The organism is Desulfofalx alkaliphila DSM 12257 (genome assembly GCF_000711975.1).
Classification (GTDB): Bacteria; Bacillota; Desulfotomaculia; order Desulfotomaculales; family Desulfohalotomaculaceae; genus Desulfofalx; species Desulfofalx alkaliphila.
This window is the reverse complement of sequence record NZ_JONT01000010.1, coordinates 49,637-67,630: the sequence shown is the minus strand read 5'-3', so window position 1 is coordinate 67,630 and position 17,994 is coordinate 49,637. Positions and strand designations below refer to the sequence as shown.

At 46.6% G+C, this 17,994-nt stretch carries 16 protein-coding genes and 1 other annotated feature; of the genes, 3 read left to right on the top strand and 13 right to left on the bottom strand.

Features of this window, described 5'->3' with window-relative positions; genetic code table 11:
- Positions 1-3: 3 nt before the first annotated feature.
- The 3 genes from hisS to BR02_RS0107015 all read right to left on the bottom strand — a co-directional run bounded on the left by hisS (position 4) and on the right by BR02_RS0107015 (position 3,037).
- On the bottom strand, positions 4-1,260 hold the full coding sequence (gene hisS, locus BR02_RS0107025) for a histidine--tRNA ligase (protein WP_031515589.1): 1,257 nt from the start codon (positions 1,258-1,260) through the stop codon (positions 4-6).
- A gap of 62 nt (positions 1,261-1,322) precedes the next feature.
- Positions 1,323-1,549 (bottom strand) — a binding site (T-box leader).
- A 35-nt stretch (positions 1,550-1,584) separates the two neighbouring features.
- The gene (locus tag BR02_RS0107020) at positions 1,585-2,496 is read right to left on the bottom strand and encodes an anti-sigma factor family protein (RefSeq protein ID WP_031515587.1); all 912 of its coding nucleotides are present in this window, start codon (positions 2,494-2,496) and stop codon (positions 1,585-1,587) included.
- Positions 2,483-3,037: an RNA polymerase sigma factor gene (locus BR02_RS0107015; RefSeq protein WP_051688180.1), complete on the bottom strand. Its 555-nt coding sequence runs from the start codon at positions 3,035-3,037 to the stop codon at positions 2,483-2,485. Before BR02_RS0107015 ends, BR02_RS0107020 begins: the two co-directional genes overlap by 14 nt.
- Before the next feature lie 242 nt (positions 3,038-3,279).
- On the opposite strand from BR02_RS0107015, the gene BR02_RS0107010 reads away from it, so the two are divergent.
- Positions 3,280-3,504 (top strand): DUF896 domain-containing protein, encoded by a 225-nt coding sequence (locus BR02_RS0107010; protein WP_034638976.1) that lies wholly within the window; start codon positions 3,280-3,282, stop codon positions 3,502-3,504.
- A 71-nt stretch (positions 3,505-3,575) separates the two neighbouring features.
- Positions 3,576-4,295: an HAD family hydrolase gene (locus BR02_RS0107005; RefSeq protein ID WP_031515581.1), complete on the top strand. Its 720-nt coding sequence runs from the start codon at positions 3,576-3,578 to the stop codon at positions 4,293-4,295.
- Positions 4,296-4,317: 22 nt separating this feature from the next.
- Here BR02_RS0107005 and BR02_RS0107000 read toward each other — a convergent pair whose 3' ends face one another.
- The 4 genes from BR02_RS0107000 to recJ form a co-directional block, all read right to left on the bottom strand.
- Positions 4,318-4,956, bottom strand: coding sequence for an MBL fold metallo-hydrolase (locus BR02_RS0107000; RefSeq protein ID WP_238442420.1), 639 nt, complete (start codon positions 4,954-4,956; stop codon positions 4,318-4,320).
- Between the two features lie 2 nt (positions 4,957-4,958).
- Complete coding sequence (gene dtd / locus BR02_RS0106995) at positions 4,959-5,408, bottom strand: D-aminoacyl-tRNA deacylase (protein WP_031515577.1); 450 nt, start codon at positions 5,406-5,408, stop codon at positions 4,959-4,961.
- A 17-nt stretch (positions 5,409-5,425) separates the two neighbouring features.
- Entirely contained in the window at positions 5,426-7,597 is a 2,172-nt protein-coding gene (locus tag BR02_RS0106990) for a RelA/SpoT family protein (protein ID WP_031515575.1), read from the bottom strand.
- Between the two features lie 93 nt (positions 7,598-7,690).
- Positions 7,691-10,393: a single-stranded-DNA-specific exonuclease RecJ gene (gene recJ / locus BR02_RS0106985; RefSeq protein ID WP_031515573.1), complete on the bottom strand. Its 2,703-nt coding sequence runs from the start codon at positions 10,391-10,393 to the stop codon at positions 7,691-7,693.
- A gap of 263 nt (positions 10,394-10,656) precedes the next feature.
- Here recJ and BR02_RS0106980 point away from each other — a divergent pair, with 263 nt between their 5' ends.
- Entirely contained in the window at positions 10,657-10,932 is a 276-nt protein-coding gene (locus tag BR02_RS0106980) for a helix-turn-helix domain-containing protein (RefSeq protein WP_031515571.1), read from the top strand.
- Between the two features lie 43 nt (positions 10,933-10,975).
- On the opposite strand, the gene BR02_RS0106975 is transcribed toward BR02_RS0106980, so the two are convergent.
- The 6 genes from BR02_RS0106975 to BR02_RS0106950 all read right to left on the bottom strand — a co-directional run bounded on the left by BR02_RS0106975 (position 10,976) and on the right by BR02_RS0106950 (position 17,873).
- Positions 10,976-11,698 (bottom strand): amino acid ABC transporter ATP-binding protein, encoded by a 723-nt coding sequence (locus BR02_RS0106975; RefSeq protein ID WP_031515569.1) that lies wholly within the window; start codon positions 11,696-11,698, stop codon positions 10,976-10,978.
- A gap of 29 nt (positions 11,699-11,727) precedes the next feature.
- Positions 11,728-12,426 (bottom strand): amino acid ABC transporter permease, encoded by a 699-nt coding sequence (locus tag BR02_RS0106970; RefSeq protein ID WP_031515567.1) that lies wholly within the window; start codon positions 12,424-12,426, stop codon positions 11,728-11,730.
- Between the two features lie 99 nt (positions 12,427-12,525).
- Positions 12,526-13,362 carry a basic amino acid ABC transporter substrate-binding protein gene (locus BR02_RS0106965; protein WP_031515565.1) on the bottom strand — a complete coding sequence of 279 codons (837 nt, stop codon included), beginning with the start codon at positions 13,360-13,362 and terminating at the stop codon, positions 12,526-12,528.
- Positions 13,363-13,627: 265 nt separating this feature from the next.
- A complete protein-coding gene (locus tag BR02_RS0106960; RefSeq protein ID WP_031515563.1) occupies positions 13,628-16,081 on the bottom strand; it encodes a mannose-1-phosphate guanyltransferase in 2,454 nt (817 codons plus the stop codon).
- A 64-nt stretch (positions 16,082-16,145) separates the two neighbouring features.
- Positions 16,146-17,393: a glycosyltransferase family 4 protein gene (locus BR02_RS0106955; protein WP_207640994.1), complete on the bottom strand. Its 1,248-nt coding sequence runs from the start codon at positions 17,391-17,393 to the stop codon at positions 16,146-16,148.
- Positions 17,394-17,498: 105 nt separating this feature from the next.
- A complete protein-coding gene (locus tag BR02_RS0106950) occupies positions 17,499-17,873 on the bottom strand; it encodes a carbohydrate-binding protein (RefSeq protein WP_031515560.1) in 375 nt (124 codons plus the stop codon).
- Positions 17,874-17,994 lie beyond the last annotated feature (121 nt).

The window sequence follows — 17,994 nt, the reverse complement described above, 5'->3', positions numbered from 1 at the left end:
TCCTTATTTACCTCCTAACAGCACTGTAATTTTTTCCCGTTTTATTTCTTCCTGTTCGCCTGTAATCATATCCTTTACCGTTATTGTTCCGTTCTTAAGTTCATTTTCCCCAATTATTACGGTGCGGCGGGCATTTAACTTGCCGGCATATTTCATTTGCGCCTTTAGGCTGCGTCCCATATAATCTTTATCTGCGGAATAACCCAGTTCCCTTAGGTCGGCCAGCAGTTTATACACCTCTTCTTCAGCTTCAGGGCAGGCAGTTACTAAAAACACATCGGGGCGCCAAGCAGGGGGAAATTCCGCTCCCTGCTGCTCCATTGCCAGCAATATTCGCTCCAACCCTAGGGCATAGCCTATTCCCGGGATTTCCGGGCCACCACAGGCCTCCACCAAGCCGTTATATCTGCCACCCCCGCCCACAGAGCTTTGAGCCCCTATCCCTTTGGCCATTATTTCAAAGGCTGTGTGGGTATAATAGTCCAGGCCCCTAACCAAATTTTTATCTACCACATAATCAATCCCCAGCAAATCTAGGCACCTTTTAACTTCATCAAAAAATGCTGCGCAGGAGGGGCACAGGCAATCGGCTGTGGTGGGGGCACCCTCTGATAACTGTTTACATTTTTCGCTTTTACAATCTAAAATGCGCAGCGGGTTGCGGTGATAGCGGCCTTTACATTGCTGGCAGAAGCCCTCAAGATGGGGCTGCAAAAACTCCTGCAGGCGCTCTTTTAATAAGGGCCTGCACTGGGGACAACCCAAACTGTTAATATGCAGCTCTAAATCCTTTAGACCCAGACGGCCATATACTTCCATGGCCATGGCCATTACCTCTGCATCAATGCCCGGGCTGTGTACCCCCAAAACTTCAACCCCGAACTGGTGAAACTGGCGATAACGGCCCGCCTGGGGGCGATCATAACGAAACATGGGGCCAATGTAATACAGTTTTAGGGGTTGTGTTCCCGCATAGAGTTTATTCTCCAGGTAAGAACGCACCACAGCGGCTGTTCCTTCCGGCCGCAGCGTTATACTGCGGTCACCGCGATCTTTAAAGGTGTACATCTCCTTTTCCACAATGTCGGTGGTTTCACCCACCCCCCGTTGGAACAGTTCAGTATGCTCAAAAATCGGGGTGCGAATTTCCCTGTACCCATATGTTTGACAAACTTCCCTAATCACCTTTTCTATGTATTGCCATTTTTCCACCTCACCGGGTAAGATGTCGTTGGTACCCCGTGGTTTTGTGGTTAGCACAATAAAACACCTCCCAATAAAAAAAACTAAAAACCCGCCTCTGGTTATGCAGTTTAAGCATATCCAGGGACGGGTTAGATTCCCGTGGTGCCACCCTGATTGAACCCATAGGTTCCCCTCTAGGGGCATATAACGGTGCCCTGCCGGGCCAGCCTAATGGATGCCGGGCATCTTTCGGTGACCACTCCCGGGTGTTTTTCAACGGTTCCCTGTAAACAAGCTTACAGTCCGGGGCTTGTTCTCCCTGAACAGGGGTAGGCCGCTTACTCTTCCCGATCATAGATTTCACGATATATATACTAGCAAGATTGTAATAAAACAGTGCTAATTTGTCAACAGTGCCTCCAATGCCTCCGACAGTGCCGGCCCGGGGACAATTAAAACACCGTCCACAAGGGCTTTGTTGCTGTCCCCATTGTACAGTATTTGATATTTGCTGCCGTCCGCAAGTTGAATATATATTTGCTGCTTAAATACCCTGTCATTGACCTTTTCCGTATTTTCCACTATTTCAGCCTCATTTACACCTTGCACCAGCATATCCACTATCCCTTGATTTTCTTCATCCTTTGGCAGCGAGAAAATATCTCCACCCCTATCTATTACAATACTTTGCACCTCATGGGGTGGAATAAAGGGCTGCTGAATGCTCCCTTCCGGCCCGGCAGTCATTGGTGAATCCAAAGCCATGGTCACCATTTCCGCATCCTTAACCCCATCAACTTCATTGGACACAGGTGTTTCAAGATCAGGGGGCACATCCTGGTCTCCGTAATCAAAGAGTTCCAGGCTATCATGGCCGTCAAATCCCCGGGCAGGACCCTGTTCAGCAGCCCTCTGCATGGAGGCAAGATCCTCCTTGGGTGCAGCCTGCTGCATGGGCACAGGGTCATCTTTTATAAATAAATCGGTTTGTGACCATACCCCCCAGGAAACAGAGAACAGCAAAGCGGCAGCGGCCGCATAGGTTAAAGCATTTTTATAAGCCCTTGGGAGTTTTGTCCGGGACTTGGCTTCTTCCAGTATAATATTTTCAATCTTTTTCTCTAAATCTTTGGGCATCTCAATGCGGCCGGACCATTGGTGTAATTCCTCGGTTAACCTTTTAAGCGCCAAGTATTCTTTTTTACAGGCAGGGCAGTGTTTTAGATGCTCATTGACCTTTTTTTCTTCTTCAAGGGACAGCTGTCCCAGCACATAGTCCTCCAGCAGTTCCGCTACTTTAACACAGGTCAATGGTCTCACCCCCCACTCTGCCCTCTTCAGCAGTTGACAATGATAACTTTAACTTTTTCATCGCCCGATGCAGTCTGGACTTCACTGTACCCACCGGTATGTTAAGCACCACTGCAATATCCCCCAGCTGCATATCTTGAAAAAAACGCAGCACCACCACCGTACGGTGTTGTTCGTCTAATCCTGCCAAGGCATTGGCTATGTCAACCTTTAAATCCCAATTGTTTTCCACCGCCTCGTTTTTCCAGACATTTTCTACCGGCGTGGTGCGTTGGCGCTGGCGCAAAATATCAATGCAGCGGTTGGTTAAAATACGGTACAGCCAACTCTTAAATTGTTGATGATTGCGTAAATTAGCCACATCACGATAAGCCTTTAACAGCGTTTCTTGTACAGCATCGGCAGCATCATGCTCATTACCCAGCATACCAAAGGCAACCCGGTACAGCCCCCTTTGATATTGCTTACTCAATTTTAAAAATGCGTGGGCATCCCCTTTAGCTGCTCTTTTTACTAGCAATTGGTCTACCATCATAATCATCGCTTTCCCTTTAATTAAAGAGGTAGCTAGAATTTTATACAGCCTACCTTTCTTGCAGCATAACACAAAAATACTTCATAAACATTAAACTTCCGTAATTTAATGAGAAAAACATGCCTATATAGTATGGCGCCGCAGGCACTGTAAAGGTTCCAACAAAACAGTGCCAGAAAAATATTCCTTTCCAAAGAGTTTACTCAAGGTGTTCTTTTTGGTTATAATGTACCAATGGGGTGATACAAATGACAATTACCAATGAGTTAATAGAAAAAATAAATGCACTGGCTCGCAAGCAGCGCAGCGAAGGTTTGACAGAGGAGGAAAAAATAGAACAGCACCGCCTAAGACAGATATACCTGCAGGGTATTCGGCAGCAGGTTATTGACCAACTGGAATCGGTGAGACCAAAAAAGGACAATGGCCATAAGAAGGGTAAGGGTGGCTGTTCCTGCGGCTGCAAACACTAAAACAATTCCCAACTAAGCGGCCATGCCTTTACCATACACCAAGAAAGTATTAATGAGAGGTTTTTTTATATATGTTTAAAGCAGTTCTTTTCGATCTGGACGGCACCTTGTTACCCATGAACCAACAGCGATTTATGGATGAGTATTTTAAGCGGTTAACCGGAGCATTCAGTGCCCACTACAATGCCGAAGAATTTGCAGCTTATATATGGACTGCAACCAAGGCAATGGTTAAAGACAACAGTCCGGACAAATACAACAGCCAAGTATTTTTGGAAACCTTTCTTCCCCTGGTGAATCACAGTGAAGAAGAAATCCTGCCAATGTTTGATGCCTTTTACACCACCAAATTCACTGAGCTGGAGGAGTTTACCGACCCCACGCCCTTGGCCAAAAAAGTAGTTTCGGCAGTTGTGCAAAAGAATATAAAAATAGCCTTGGCCACCAATCCCCTGTTCCCTGCTGCGGCCATCCAGGCCCGAATGAAATGGGCGGGAATTGCAGACCAACCCTGGGAAGTGGTAACCACCTACGAGAACAGCCGTTATTGCAAACCAAATCCGGCCTACTATGCAGAGATATTGCGTGAACTTAAGGTGGAAGCCCACCAGGCCTTGATGGTCGGTAACGACACACTGGAAGACCTTGTGGCCGGCAAACTGGGTATAAAAACCTATCTGGTAACCGACTGTATGATAGACAGTAAAGACTCACCGCTTAAACCGGATGCCAGCGGCACCCTGGCGGATTTTTATCATTTAGTAGAGAATAATTTTAAAGGAATATTGTAAGGGCACCGTCGGTGCCCTTTTACTATCTTAAGAAAGGATTATGCTTCTTTTCGTCTCCCACGGTGGTGTCGGGACCGTGGCCCGGGTAAATTCTGGTTTCTGCCGGCAGGGTCAGTATCTTTTCTTTTATACCCCTAATTAAATCACTGTGGTTGCCGCCGGGAAAATCCGAACGGCCAATGGAGCGGGCAAATAGCGTATCACCGCTAAACAGCACATGGCCCACCTTTATACACACCCCGCCCTTAGTGTGGCCGGGCACATTGAATATCTTTAACTCCAATTGACCCAGCCGGACAATATCACCGTCTTGCAGCAGCTGATCCGCCGGGGCAAGCTTTAACTTCAGCCCCATATAGGCCGAAAGATTTTTTTGCGGATCGGTGAGCATGTCCGCATCCCCATGGTGTATCAAGACGCTGGCCCCGGTGGCTGATTTAACATCACCCACCGCAGCAATATGGTCCACATGGCCGTGGGTGCAGATAATGTACTTGGCTTTCGCCCCCATCCGCTTTAACAACTGTAAAATGTCCGGGGCATCTCCACCGGGGTCGATAATGGCTGCTTCCTTTGTATCTGGGCACATTAAGATATAACAGTTAGCATCCAGCTGGCCCACTGGCAACACTTCAACGTTCACAGTATCCAATTCCTCCATTTTTAAAATTCCTTTTTACTATCCAACATTAAAGTAACCGGGCCATCATTTACAATGTTTACTACCATATGCTGCTGAAACTCTCCGGTTTCCACTTTAACATTCATTTGCCGCAGATGTTCAACGAATTGTTGATATAGTTTGACAGCCGTTTCCGGCGGGGCGGCATTGGAAAAACTGGGCCTGCGGCCCCGACGACAGTCACCGAAAAGGGTAAACTGTGATACAACCAATACTTCCCCTGCAATATCCATAAGAGATAGGTTTAACTTGCCCTCTTTATCCTCAAAAATCCGTAAACCACATATCTTTTCTGCCAAATACTTGGCATCCTCAAGGGTATCCTGCTGCCCCACACCCAGCAGCACAACCAGTCCTTTATTTATTGCACCCACGGTATTCCCTGCAACTGTTACCGAACCGGAGCTAACCCGTTGTACCACCGCACGCATAGTTTCTACCCCCATCACTAGTGTGCCAAAGATTGCCCTCCGGCAATCCTGCGCACCGTATAAATATCCTTTACCCGTTTAATTTTGTTCAATACAAATTCCATTTGTTCAATACTTTTTAGATGAAGGGCCAGCTCTATTGTTGCCATCCTATCTTTACGGGTGCGAGCAGTGACCCAGTTGGTATTAATTTTCATTTCTAACAGTACATTGAGAACATCGTTCAAGAGGCCCGCCCGGTCCATGCCGGTAACCTCCAGTTTCACATGGAATGAGGAATCAAAATTCTTGTCCCAGGTTACTTCTACCAGGCGTTCCGGGTCCACCGCTTGAAGTTCCTTTAAGTTTTTACAATCACTGCGGTGTATTGAAACCCCCCGACCGCGGGTGATGTATCCTGATATATCATCACCCGGAACAGGGTTGCAGCATTGGGCCAAGCGAATAAGGAGGTTGTCAATCCCTTTTACTCTAATGCCCTGGGTGGGTTTACCCCAATCCCCTTTACCGGGTTTTTTAGACACCAAATCATCTGCTGTCAAATTCTTTTCCGGCGGGTTCAAGCCATCCTTCAGACGCCCTAACACCATCAGGGGGGTAATTTGGGCATCACCCACGGCCGCAAAGATATCGTCCACACTGTTAAGGCTGAGCTTGCGTCCAACCTCCAACAGTTGGTCACTCTTTAGTATTGATAAGTCTAAACCCTGCTTTCTAATCTCACGCTCCAAGAGCTCCTTGCCCTTTGTAATGTTCTCTTCTTTCTTTTCTTTCTTAAACCAATTCTTAATACGGGCTTTAGCCTGGGATGTTTTAACAATATTCAACCAATCCCTGCTGGGCCCGCCGCTTTTTTTGGTAATAATTTCTGTAATGTCGCCGTTTTTCAGTTTATAATCCAGCGGTACAATTCTGCCATTAACTTTGGCCCCGATGCACCGGTGTCCCACATCGGTGTGAATACGGTAAGCAAAGTCAATGGGTATTGAACCGGCAGGCAGTTCCACCACATCGCCCTTAGGAGTAAAGACAAAGACCGAATGGGCAAATATATCTATCTTCAGACCCTCCATAAACTCCCGGGCATCCCTCAAGTCATGCTGCCAGTCCAGCAGTTGTCTCAACCACACCATTTTTTGCTCGGCGGTCTCGCCCTTTATGTTTTCCTTATATCGCCAGTGGGCGGCAATACCGTATTCTGCCGTGCGGTGCATGTCAAAGGTGCGTATTTGAATTTCAAAGGGTTCCCCCGAAGGCCCTATCACAGTGGTGTGCAGTGACTGGTACATATTGGTTTTAGGCATTGCTATATAGTCTTTAAACCTTCCGGGAATAGGCTTCCATAAGGTGTGGGCTATTCCCAATGCGCCGTAACAGTCTTTCACAGTTTCCACAATAATCCTTACGGCCAGGACATCGTAGATCTCCGTAAAGTCTTTTTGTTGTTGCTTCATCTTTTGATAAATGGAGTAAAAGTTTTTGGGCCGGCCCTTTATTTCAGCCTGGATATCCATATCTTCCAACTTGACGCTTAAGGTGTCAATTACCCTTTGAATAAATTCCTCCCGTTTTTGTCTGGTGGCCGCCACCAATTCTTTAAGCCTATAATATTCTTCCGGGTAGCGATATCTAAAGGATATATCCTCCAATTCCCACTTAATGCGATAGATACCTAAGCGGTGGGCCAGGGGTGCAAATATTTCCAGCGTTTCCTCTGCCTTTTCCCGCTGTTTGGCTTCGGTCTGGTAGTTTAAGGTGCGTAAATTATGCAGTCTGTCCGCAAGCTTGATCAGTACAACCCTAATATCCTTGGCCATGGCCAAAAACATCTTCCGCAAGTTTTCAGCCTGCCGTTCTACCTTTGATTTAAACTCCAGTTTCTTTAACTTTGTTACTCCATCCACCAGTAAAGCAACTTGCTCTCCAAATTCATGCTCTATGTCTTCCAGTGTGACCCCGGTGTCTTCCACCACATCGTGCAGCAGTGCACCCACCACCGTCTCCATATCTAAATGCATGTCAGCTAAAATGTTAGCCACTTCAACGGGGTGAATAAAATAGTCTTCACCGGAAATTCTCTTCTGTCCAAAATGAGCCCATTCAGCATAACGGTAAGCTTTGCGCAGGAAGGCGATGTCCGCTGTGGCGTTATAACTTTTAATTTTTTCAGTCAACTGTGCTAAGGACACCGGTGCCCCCCCTTTTAGTAATCTTTTTTCTTGCTAATATAAGCGGTATTATATCATATTTCGCCGATTAAGCCCTGCTTAAGTTAACAGATGCTATAGGTAAGGAAGTTTAGAAATATGTTTTAAGTTGCCGCTAACTAAAATAGAAATAAACTGCAGACCCTCCAGGGAAATGTTATTGGTCCATTTGAAGGTCTTTGAACTTTCCAAATCCAGCTTATGGCTGGGCCTTGGCAGCATTTTTACCTGATAAATTCCTTTTCGGTAGCCAAACCTTAATAAATCCAGTTCAGCAAACACCTGCATTGACAGCGCCACCGTATAATCTTCAACCAGGGCACCGCCGTCTTCCGTTAACACCTCTCGCAGCTCTTCTGCAGGCAGCTCAACTATTTTGTTCATACCAACCTTGCGCACTAAAAAACGGTACAGAGCCACAAAACTGTCCCTTTCCGGGGCAAAGGTAGTCAGCACCTTACTTGCCGCGGCTATGTCTTCTGTTTTAAACATGAAGTAGAGGTCACCGTTGGTTCCGGCCGCCTCTGCCGCTGACAGCAAGCCCCGGGCACTAAAGGGTGGGTAATACAGTATTGCCTTGCCCAGGTCTTTGATGCCCAAATCCTTTGCTAAATTGGGGGTGGTTATTAAAACTACCCCGGAATCCGGCTTTGAAAGCTGCTTAATATATTCGCCAATATCCTCAGTCATGCCCCGGCAGTAATATGCAATGCGGTGGGCCAGTTCAGGGCGCTTTAATGCAAGGGAATGGGCCAGTTCAATAACCTGATAACCACTGGTTACCAGCACCACCACCGACTCAGGGCCAATTGAATCTGCCAGCAATCCCAATCGATCGGGACATTCCCTGTAATCGTGTAGAGATATTTTGTCCCAAAAATCCGTTGACATCTCCCTCAAGGGTTCTTCAACGGGCCCATTTTTTTTGTAAAGTTCCAGCTTTAGTAAAATATAATCGGGGCTTAACAACCTTAGATTTTTGTTCTGCAGCAAATCTTCAGAGAATCGGGTTAAGTCCTCCGGAAAGTATTGGCATCTGATGCCCTCACTGCGAATAACCGCCCTGTGGCAAATATCTTTAATTTTTAATTGTACCATCCTGCGGTTATTCCACTCATTGATCTCCGGTACAAAGGCAACATCCACCGGTTTCCCGGCGGCCAAGAGTTCCTCACAACAGGCCAAGTCAAAACCGATACCGTCCAGGGTCACCCGTTCACCGCAGACTTTCACCTTTAAATGATTTCGTTTTTCCCCGACGGTTCGCCAGTCCCCCATGTTTACCTCTCGACAACCTAATACCGGACTGGGATTACAATGGCCAAAGGGTGCAATCAGGGCCAGCTCTTCAACTATATCTTCATTAATCTCGTCAGGGTAAATAATCTTATCTATATTTACACTGGGCATTAAGGCTTCTTCGTCAAGCACCGACCGGGCGTAGTCATTAATTGCCCGCCTAAAATCATCTATATTGGCGGCATTAATGGAAAAACCCGCCGCCTTTTCATGCCCGCCAAACTGAATCAAATATTCCTTGCAATGCTCCAATGCATTGTATAAGTTAAAACCCTCTATACTGCGGGCGGATCCTTTACCTTCTTCCCCTTCCAGGGAAATCATCAACACCGGACGATGGTAGCGCTCCAGCAGGCGGGAGGCAACAATGCCAATTACACCCGGATGCCAGTCTTCTGAGGCCAACACCAAAACAGTGTCCTCTAACAAATGTGGCTGCTCTTCTAACATCAGTAAAGCTTCATCCAGAACCCTGGTCTCAATATTTTGCCGTTCCCGATTACTCCTATCTAAATCCTCTGCAATTTCCTTGGCCCGTTCAGGTTCCGGGCACAGCAACAGCTCCACCCCTAAGCGCGGGTCACCCACTCGCCCCGCTGCGTTTAACCGCGGTCCTAGGGCAAAGCCCACATCTTTGGTGTTAATCAATCTATTGGTTATCTTGCTAACCTCTTTCAATGCAGCTAAACCGAGGTTAGGACTGTTTTTTAACTGTACTAAACCATGCTTGACTATAATTCTGTTTTCACCCAATAAAGGAACAATATCGGCCACCGTTCCCAGACAGGCCACATCCAGCAGGTCATGCCAGGAATGGTAGGGTAGGCCCACCTTTTGGTAAACGGCCTGTACCAGTTTCAAAGCCACCCCCACACCGGCAAGCTCTTTAAAGGGGTACAGGCAATCCTCCCTTTTAGGGTTTATTACCGCCACCGCCTTGGGCAGCACTTCTCCCGGCTCGTGGTGATCGGTAATTACCAAGGTCAATCCCAGCTGCCGGGCCAGTTCAGCTTCTTCCAGCGCATTTATGCCGCAATCAACGGTAATGACTAAGCAATAGCCTTCCTCTGCAGCCCATTGCAGTGTTTCCTTGTGTAGACCATACCCCTGCTGGCGCTGGGGTATATGGTAATCAACCACCCCGCCCAAGCGGTGGAGGGCATTGACCAAGAGAGCGGTTCCGGAAATACCGTCAACATCGTAGTCGCCGTTTACTAAAATGGGTTTTCCGTTTTTAAGGCAATCCATTATTACTTCCAATGCCTTATCAATATCTTTTAACAAAAATGGATCATGGAGGCGATCCAAGCGGCAGTCCAAGAAAGCCCGGGCTTCCTCTACGGTATGAATTCCTCTGTTAATAAGCATTTCTGCCAACAATTCTGAAATATTTAATTGATTAGCCAGTATAATTTTAAGCGTAGGATTACTGGATTTTACACGCCACAATTTTTTATTGTCATAAATTATTTTTCTCATAGGCAAACTCCCATTATCTTTCTATTTTTTATTATAAACTAGGCACAATAGATATTCAATGAAAGCCCCTTTTCCATCAATGGATTTGTGAAACATCGTACAATCCTCCCTTAATTATAACATACTGTGTGTAAAGGGAGGAACAGCCCCGGCACAATAATTTTATGTAAGCTTTGACGTAACTAACGAATATATTAGTCAAACCAGGGAATAATACAGCTAATAAAACAACTAACGTCTTTCTGAAAAGGAGTGATTTCAACATGATTGACTTGACAATGACACAATATTTCAGCGGGGTGACCAACCGCTTACCCGAAGAGGCAGATAGGGTGCTAAGGGCGCTGCATGAAGAAGGAAAAATGAATAAAGAAGAACTCTCTTTAACCGCTAAAGTAAAACGTGCAGTGCTCGACCATGTAATAATGCAATTGTATGCCCTGGGATTAGTTGAAGTTACTTCTGAAGGAAAAAGCAAAATTTGCTCAATTACCAAACTGGGGGAAGAATATTTTCACCTATACAGACAGGCCATATAAAAAAATAAAGCGGGGTGCGCAAAAAAAGGCGCACCCCTGAAATTTATAGAATTTTACTTAAAAAAGATCTGGTCCTTGTGTTTTGGGCGTTCCCAAAAATCTGATCAGGGGTGCCCTCTTCCACAATACGACCGTCGTCCATAAATATTACCCTGTCTCCAACCTCCCGGGCAAAACCCATCTCATGGGTCACCACCACCATGGTCATTCCTTCCTGGGCCAGCTGTTTCATTACAGCCAGCACCTCCCCAACCATTTCAGGGTCCAAGGCGCTGGTGGGCTCGTCAAAAAGCATCACCTTGGGGCGCATGGCCAGTGCCCTGGCAATGGCCACCCTTTGCTGTTGACCGCCGGAAAGTTTATTGGGGTACTCATCTGCCTTATCTGACAGACCAACCTTTTGCAACAGCTCCCTGGCTATTTTTTCACTTTCCTGCACAGATAACTTCCGCACATTAATGGGGGCCATGGTAATATTTTCCAAGGCCGTGCGATGGGGAAACAAGTTAAAGCGCTGAAAAACCATACCCACTTCCTGACGCACCATATTAATATCGGTAGCGGCGTCTGTGATATCATAACCGTCAAAAATGATTTTTCCCGAAGTGGGTTCCTCAAGCTTATTTATGCAGCGCAAAAAAGTACTTTTGCCGGAACCCGATGGCCCTATTACCACCACCACTTCTTTTTCCTTCACTTCACAGTTAATATCCTTTAACACTTCCAAACTGCCAAAGTTCTTATACAAATTCTTAACACTGATAATCATTAGCCTTTACCCCTCTTCCTTCAGGCCTAGTCACTTTCTTTTAATCTTTCTTCCAATTTATCAGATAATCGGGAGAAGGTAATCGTCATAATAAGATAAATCATTGCACAGGTCATCCACAATTCAAAGGTGGCGTAAGTACGGGCCACCTCCAACTGAGTAACCCTGGCCAGCTCTGCAAAACCAATAATCGAAAACAGAGAACTGTCCTTTAATAATATTACAAATTCGTTACCCATGGGAGGAATAATTCTTTTAAAAGCCTGGGGCAGGATTACCAGGCGCATAGCCTGGGCCTGGGTCATACCCAAGGAGCGGGCAGCCTCCATCTGACCCTTTTCAATGGATTGAATGCCGCCCCGGAAAATTTCTGCTATATAGGCGCCACTGTTTAAAGAAATGGTAATGATAACGGCAACCCATATATTCCATGTAAAACTACCGGCAACTTGACTGCCGCTCATTGCCGCCCACTGCTCATTTAAAATAATTATCAGGCGCGGAATACCAAAGTACACCAACATAATTTGCACCAATAGCGGTGTGCCCCTAAAGAAATCCACATATGCAGTGCCCAACAAGCGGGGAAACTTCCTATTACTTAAACGGGCAAGGGCAGAAATTAATCCCAAAACACTTCCTATGGTTATACCTACAATAGTTATTAACAGTGATATACCCGCGCCAACAATCATCATTGGCAGGGCATTAATAATTACTTCCATAATTCACCTCTTCTAGCCAATGCACATGAAATATGCGTAACCGTATTTTAGGGTGGTTACGCATATTTGTTTGCTGATTTAAATTTTATCACTTAAACCCTATGAAGGGTTGCCTGGCAGGTACTCCGGCGGCTCATAGCCGTAAAACCACTTTTTATAAATTTCTGCATAGGTGCCGTTTTCTTTCAACTTCAACAAACCTTCGTTAATTGTCTCCAACAGTTCGGTGTTGTCTTTGGCCACGGCTATACCAAAATAATCCTCGCCTTCAAGTACATCACCCACTATTTTCAATCGGCCGTCGGCCCGCTTGTCTAAATACTCCTGGGTTACCGGTAAATCGTTAATTACCGCATCAACACCGCCATTGGTCAATTCCATGAAGACCAGGTCGGTGGTATTAAAGGTTCTTACAGTGGCACCATATTCCTCTGCAAATTCTTCTGCCGCCATGGCTCCGGTGGTACCTATCTGTGCGGCAATGGTTTTGCCGGCCAAGTCCTCAGGTTTTTCTATGCTGTCGTTGTCAGAACGTACTGCAATTACCAAACCGGACTCATAATAGGGTATTGAAAAGTTAACTTGTTCAGCACGCTTCTCGGTGATGGTCATACCGGAAATAACCACATCCACCTGTCCCACCTGCAGGGCCGGAATCAAACCGTCAAAACCCAAGCTCTGCAGTTCCACTTCTAAGCCTTGAACCTCTGCAATGGCTTTAATTAAGTCAATATCAAAACCGACATACTCACCGGCTTCGTTGGTAAGCTCAAAGGGGGCAAAAGTGGGTTCAAAGGCCACCTTTAAAGCTTGCTTACCTGCATCGTCCCCTGCCTTTTCATCGGCAGGTTTGTCTCCGCCGCCGCAGCCCACTGCAGCCATCATTAGGGCCATCACGGTCACCAGCACCAGGCCCAGTCTCAACAACTTTTTCACTTCAAACTCCTCCCTGAATACTAATTGTACTATATAAATAAATATTCAAGTAAACATTCTCCTTTTATAGCAGAAATCCTTCTTGTTTTACTAGAAAAATTTTAATACAACTTTATCCATTGGTGTAAGCGCCCAAATATTTACCCTTCGCAAACACACCCCCAATAATAATGCAGAGGCCCGGCGGCAGACCAAGATTAAATGCCCTTTGACAGAAAATTAAAACCCGGCTGAACCGGGTATTATGATGGGTGTGTCTTTAAAGTCAAGTGCCCGTAATTTTATTTATCTTATCAATATACATATCTGTAAGTTCCTGGGCAATTTCCATACTGCTGCCCTCTGTGTAAACACGGCAAACCGGCTCCTCAGGGTCAGGCAGTACCAGCGCCCAGCCATCCCGGTGATATACCTTTACCCCGTCCAAGAGTTCCAGTTGACCCGGCTTTTCTTCAATTAACCTTCTTATTACCTTTCCCTTGGCCTCCCATGGCACCGGAACCTGCTGCTTGTTCACAAAGAAATTCGGTATTTCAGAGACCAGAGCAGACAGATTTTTCTTCTCCCGGGCACAAAACTCTAATATTTTAATCAGCCCCGCCAAGGCATCAAAATTTAAAAGAAACTGGGATAGGCGTGAGTCAAGTTTGGCCTCATGGATAATAATCTGCTCTAAAAAATCCTGAACGGCTGTTTTTGTTCTAATAACCTTACTGTTATACCTGCCCGCCAGTTCATCGATAACCCGCGGGGCAGTAACCGGCACCACCACAGGGCCACCCCGCTCCTTCAAAACCACTAAAGCCATCAGGGCCGTTAGCATATCCTCTTCAATTACATTGCCCTTTTCATCCACCAACACCATATGCTCACCGTTTGGATCTATCAAGGCGCCCAGGCCGGCGCCCCTTTCCACCACGGCGGCACTTAATTCCGGCAACAGCTGCCGGTATTCCTGCCAATTGAGGGGATGGGCATCTAAGGTCTCCACGATAAACTCACCCTGCAAGCCCAATCTGGAAATGAAACTCTCCAAGTTATTTGGGTCATAAACAAGCACCGCCTTGTGGGCAGCACCGCGCAGGGCCTTAAGATCCACTCTGGCGAGCAAATCTTCCAGGTAGCTTTCGGCCACCCCGGGCACCGCTTCACCGGGGCTTATTTGACCAATATCAGCCCGGCGGTAATCACCCTTGGCCAATTTATTTTCAACCTTTCTTTCTTCACCCCTGCTGATGTTGGCCCCCCGGGAGTTAGTGAAGAGCACCGTTATCTTGTCCATATTCCAAGGAGATACCTTGACATGAATACCGGCATCGCACTGCAACCGGCGCACCCCATGACGATGCATGGGGGTTATGCCGGTTCCCAGCTGTTGAACCCTTATACCCACCGACTGTAATCCCGAGGCAAGGGCACCCTTTATCATCTTACACACCGGGTAACTGTCACTGGACAGGGCCACCCGGGCATTGGAAGCCAGCGTAGACCCAAAGGCGGAACCCAGCCGGGCGGCATACTCCGGAGTTATTTCCACATTGGCAAGGCCGGTAATGCCTTCAATACCGAAGATGTTCTTGGGACAATTTGTTCCCCAAACAATATTGCGGTGCACCGTGGCACCGGACTCCACCAATTTATTGGGCCATAACTTTACATTGGGCTTAACCAGCCCCCAATCCCTAATGGTGGAATCATCGCCCACCACCGCTCCCTCATAAACAGCGGCATTGGCATAAACCTGAACACCGTTACCCAGCACTGCACCGCGAATAGATGCCTTGGCCCCCAGGTATACCCCGTCACATAAGACCGCTCTCTTTATTGAACCCTGGCAATCCACCCGACAACCTTCACCCAAGACACTGTAGGGCTCTATGCGGGCATTGGCACCAATTTGTGTGCCGTCCCCAATAAGTGCCGGCCCCTTAATCCGGGCGGTGGGATCTATTGCTACACCCTCACCGACCCAAACCCGGGGCTTAATCTCCCTGCCCGGCATAGGTATATTCACTTTGCCCTCTAAAAGGTCATAATGGGACTGCAGGTACTGCTGCAGATTGCCAATATCACACCAATAACCGTCCAACACGGCACCGTACATGGGCCGGCCGTCCCTGAGCAGCAGGGGGAAGAGGTCCTTACTAAAATCAAATTTCTGCCCCGGCTCAAAGTAACTTAGCACCTCCGGTTCCAGTATATAAATGCCGGTATTTACCGTATCACTGAATACTTCCCCCCAGCTGGGTTTTTCTAAAAACTGACTTATTCTGCCGTCCTTCTCAGTAATAACCACACCGTATTCCAGCGGACATTCCACTCTGGTTAAAATCAGGGTGGCCACCGAACCCTTCTCCTTATGAAAGTTTATTGCCTCAGTTAAATCAAAATCAGTAAGGGCGTCGCCACTGATGACCATAAAAGTTTCATCTAAAAAATCCCCTGCATTTTTTACACTGCCGGCGGTGCCCAAGGGTACTTCCTCCACAAAATAACGCATGGTGACCCCAAATTCCGCACCGTTTCCAAAGTGATCCCTAATGGCCTCAGGCATATACTGCAGCGTTACTCCGATATTATTAAGGCCGTGTTTTTTTAGTAAATTTACAATATGTTCCATCATTGGCCGGTTAGCCACCGGCATCATCGGTTTGGGGCGATTACAAGTCAAAGGCCTTAGTCTCGAACCTTCACCACCGGCCATAATAATTGCTTTCACTTTAATTCCTCCTCAACAAGAGCTCTTATTATTCTTGCTTAAATATGGTATTATATGCAGGCCTTTACTGGCTTTTAGCAAAGAGCCTTCCGATACCGCCCAAGGGCCCAACCCTCCTATTCCCCTGCCAGTTGGCGGTGTAATGGGCGGATATGACCCTTTGATACAAATCTACCGTTTTGCCGGCTATGCCCTGCCAATTATACTTTTCTATCACTTCCCGGTAGGCCTTTTCCTGCATTTCCCTGGCCGACCGGGGATTCATTAACAGGTGTAAAATATTGTCTGCTAAGGAATTTGCATTGCCTGTATAGGCTTTGAGGCCATTTACCCCATGATTTATTATTTCCGATAAACCGCCGGTGTCTGACACCACCACCGGCGTTCTGGCGGCCATGGCCTCCAAAGCCACAATACCAAAGGGCTCGTACAAGCTCGGAAACACAGCCACACTGGCATGTTTATAAATGCTGTTGCGGGTATTGTCATCAACATAACCGGTAAAATATACCCTTTGTTCAATACCCATCCGGCGGGCCTGCCGTTTTAAATGCATTAAATGGGGCCCCTTGCCGGCAATAATAAATTTTGTATTGGGGTGATAGTGCAGTATTTTAGGTACCGCATCCAAAAGTACCTGAACACCCTTTTCCCTCACCATCCTACCCACATAAAAAACAATTTTCTCATCGGGCGATGCGTAATTTTCCCTGGGCACAGTGTGCTGACCGACCGAAAAATTTTCCGCATCAACACCGTTAGGTATTATGACCAACTTATCCGCGGGCACCTGAAACACTTGCTGCATTTCATTGTGCATATAATGGCTGCAAACAATTACCTTCCAGGCCTCGTAAGACAGCCACCACTCTATATCGCTGATATGGCGCTGCATATCATTATGCAAGCCGTTATTTCGGCCATATTCAGTGGCATGGACGGTTGCAATTAAAGGTATTCTTAAAGAATGTTTTAAGGCCCTGGCCGCATAGGCCACCAGCCAATCATGGGCATGTATCACTTCAAAGGGCTCTTCCATATCCCTTACCAGTGTTAAACACCTTTCTAACATGGATACGTTTAGCTGCATCACCCAGGTGACAAAATCCGGTGAAGACACCTGGTACGGTGTTACCCGATAAACATGCACACCGTTAACATTTTCATAATCCGGCACACCCGGTGAGCCAATGGTGATCAGGTGCAGCTGATGTTTTTGCTCAGCCATGGCCTTGGTTAAATCATAAACATGTTGGGCCAGGCCCCCCACACTTTTAGGTGGATACTCCCAAGATAACATTAGAACCCGCATATCTAACCTCCAAAAAAGTAATTTCATAGTATTATTCCTATATTTAGTAAAATTAATCAAAAAAAGGACTCGAAATAATCGAGTCCTTAGCCGGGAGTATTAATTCTAACCGTTGTGCACTTCAAAACTCCAATTTTTACCGTTATTGTTATCCCAGTTGTTGGCGCTGTCATGGAAACAAAAATTCAACCTGGTGCCGGCCTCCGGCACCTTAAGAGTTTTTACAAAACCCCAGCCGGTTTTGGCCATACGCAAATCATTGGTGGTGGTCCACCTATTGGCATCACCGTAGCCATAGTGTAAATACATGGCATCGGCACCACTTTGTGCCAGCAAACCATTGTAATAAACCAGAATTTCTTCTCCGGCAGTGATAGGTACCGGGTCCACCACTACACCGCCGGGATAATCGGCATCATGCATATCTTTTAATCGGTAGGCACCTAAGTCGTGCGCTCCAAAATTTGTCCTGTTTCCCACACTAAAACACCTCCCATGGTTTTAAATAGTTGTTGCAAATTTAGTATTGGAGACAGAGCTTTTTTTTATACCACTGATAATATCGCAGCACCATAATGCCTTCAAAGGACCGTATGGTTAA

What these genes read in the sequence shown, in the direction of transcription:
- BR02_RS0107015 (WP_051688180.1), bottom strand. Translation starts at nt 3,037, where the DNA reads ATGATTATGATGGTAGACCAATTGCTAGTAAAAAGAGCAGCTAAAGGG.
- BR02_RS0107010 (WP_034638976.1), top strand. Translation starts at nt 3,280, where the DNA reads ATGACAATTACCAATGAGTTAATAGAAAAAATAAATGCACTGGCTCGC.
- BR02_RS0107005 (WP_031515581.1), top strand. Translation starts at nt 3,576, where the DNA reads ATGTTTAAAGCAGTTCTTTTCGATCTGGACGGCACCTTGTTACCCATG.
- BR02_RS0107000 (WP_238442420.1), bottom strand. Translation starts at nt 4,956, where the DNA reads ATGGAGGAATTGGATACTGTGAACGTTGAAGTGTTGCCAGTGGGCCAG.
- dtd (WP_031515577.1), bottom strand. Translation starts at nt 5,408, where the DNA reads ATGCGTGCGGTGGTACAACGGGTTAGCTCCGGTTCGGTAACAGTTGCA.
- recJ (WP_031515573.1), bottom strand. Translation starts at nt 10,393, where the DNA reads ATGAGAAAAATAATTTATGACAATAAAAAATTGTGGCGTGTAAAATCC.
- BR02_RS0106980 (WP_031515571.1), top strand. Translation starts at nt 10,657, where the DNA reads ATGATTGACTTGACAATGACACAATATTTCAGCGGGGTGACCAACCGC.
- BR02_RS0106970 (WP_031515567.1), bottom strand. Translation starts at nt 12,426, where the DNA reads ATGGAAGTAATTATTAATGCCCTGCCAATGATGATTGTTGGCGCGGGT.
- BR02_RS0106955 (WP_207640994.1), bottom strand. Translation starts at nt 17,393, where the DNA reads ATGCGGGTTCTAATGTTATCTTGGGAGTATCCACCTAAAAGTGTGGGG.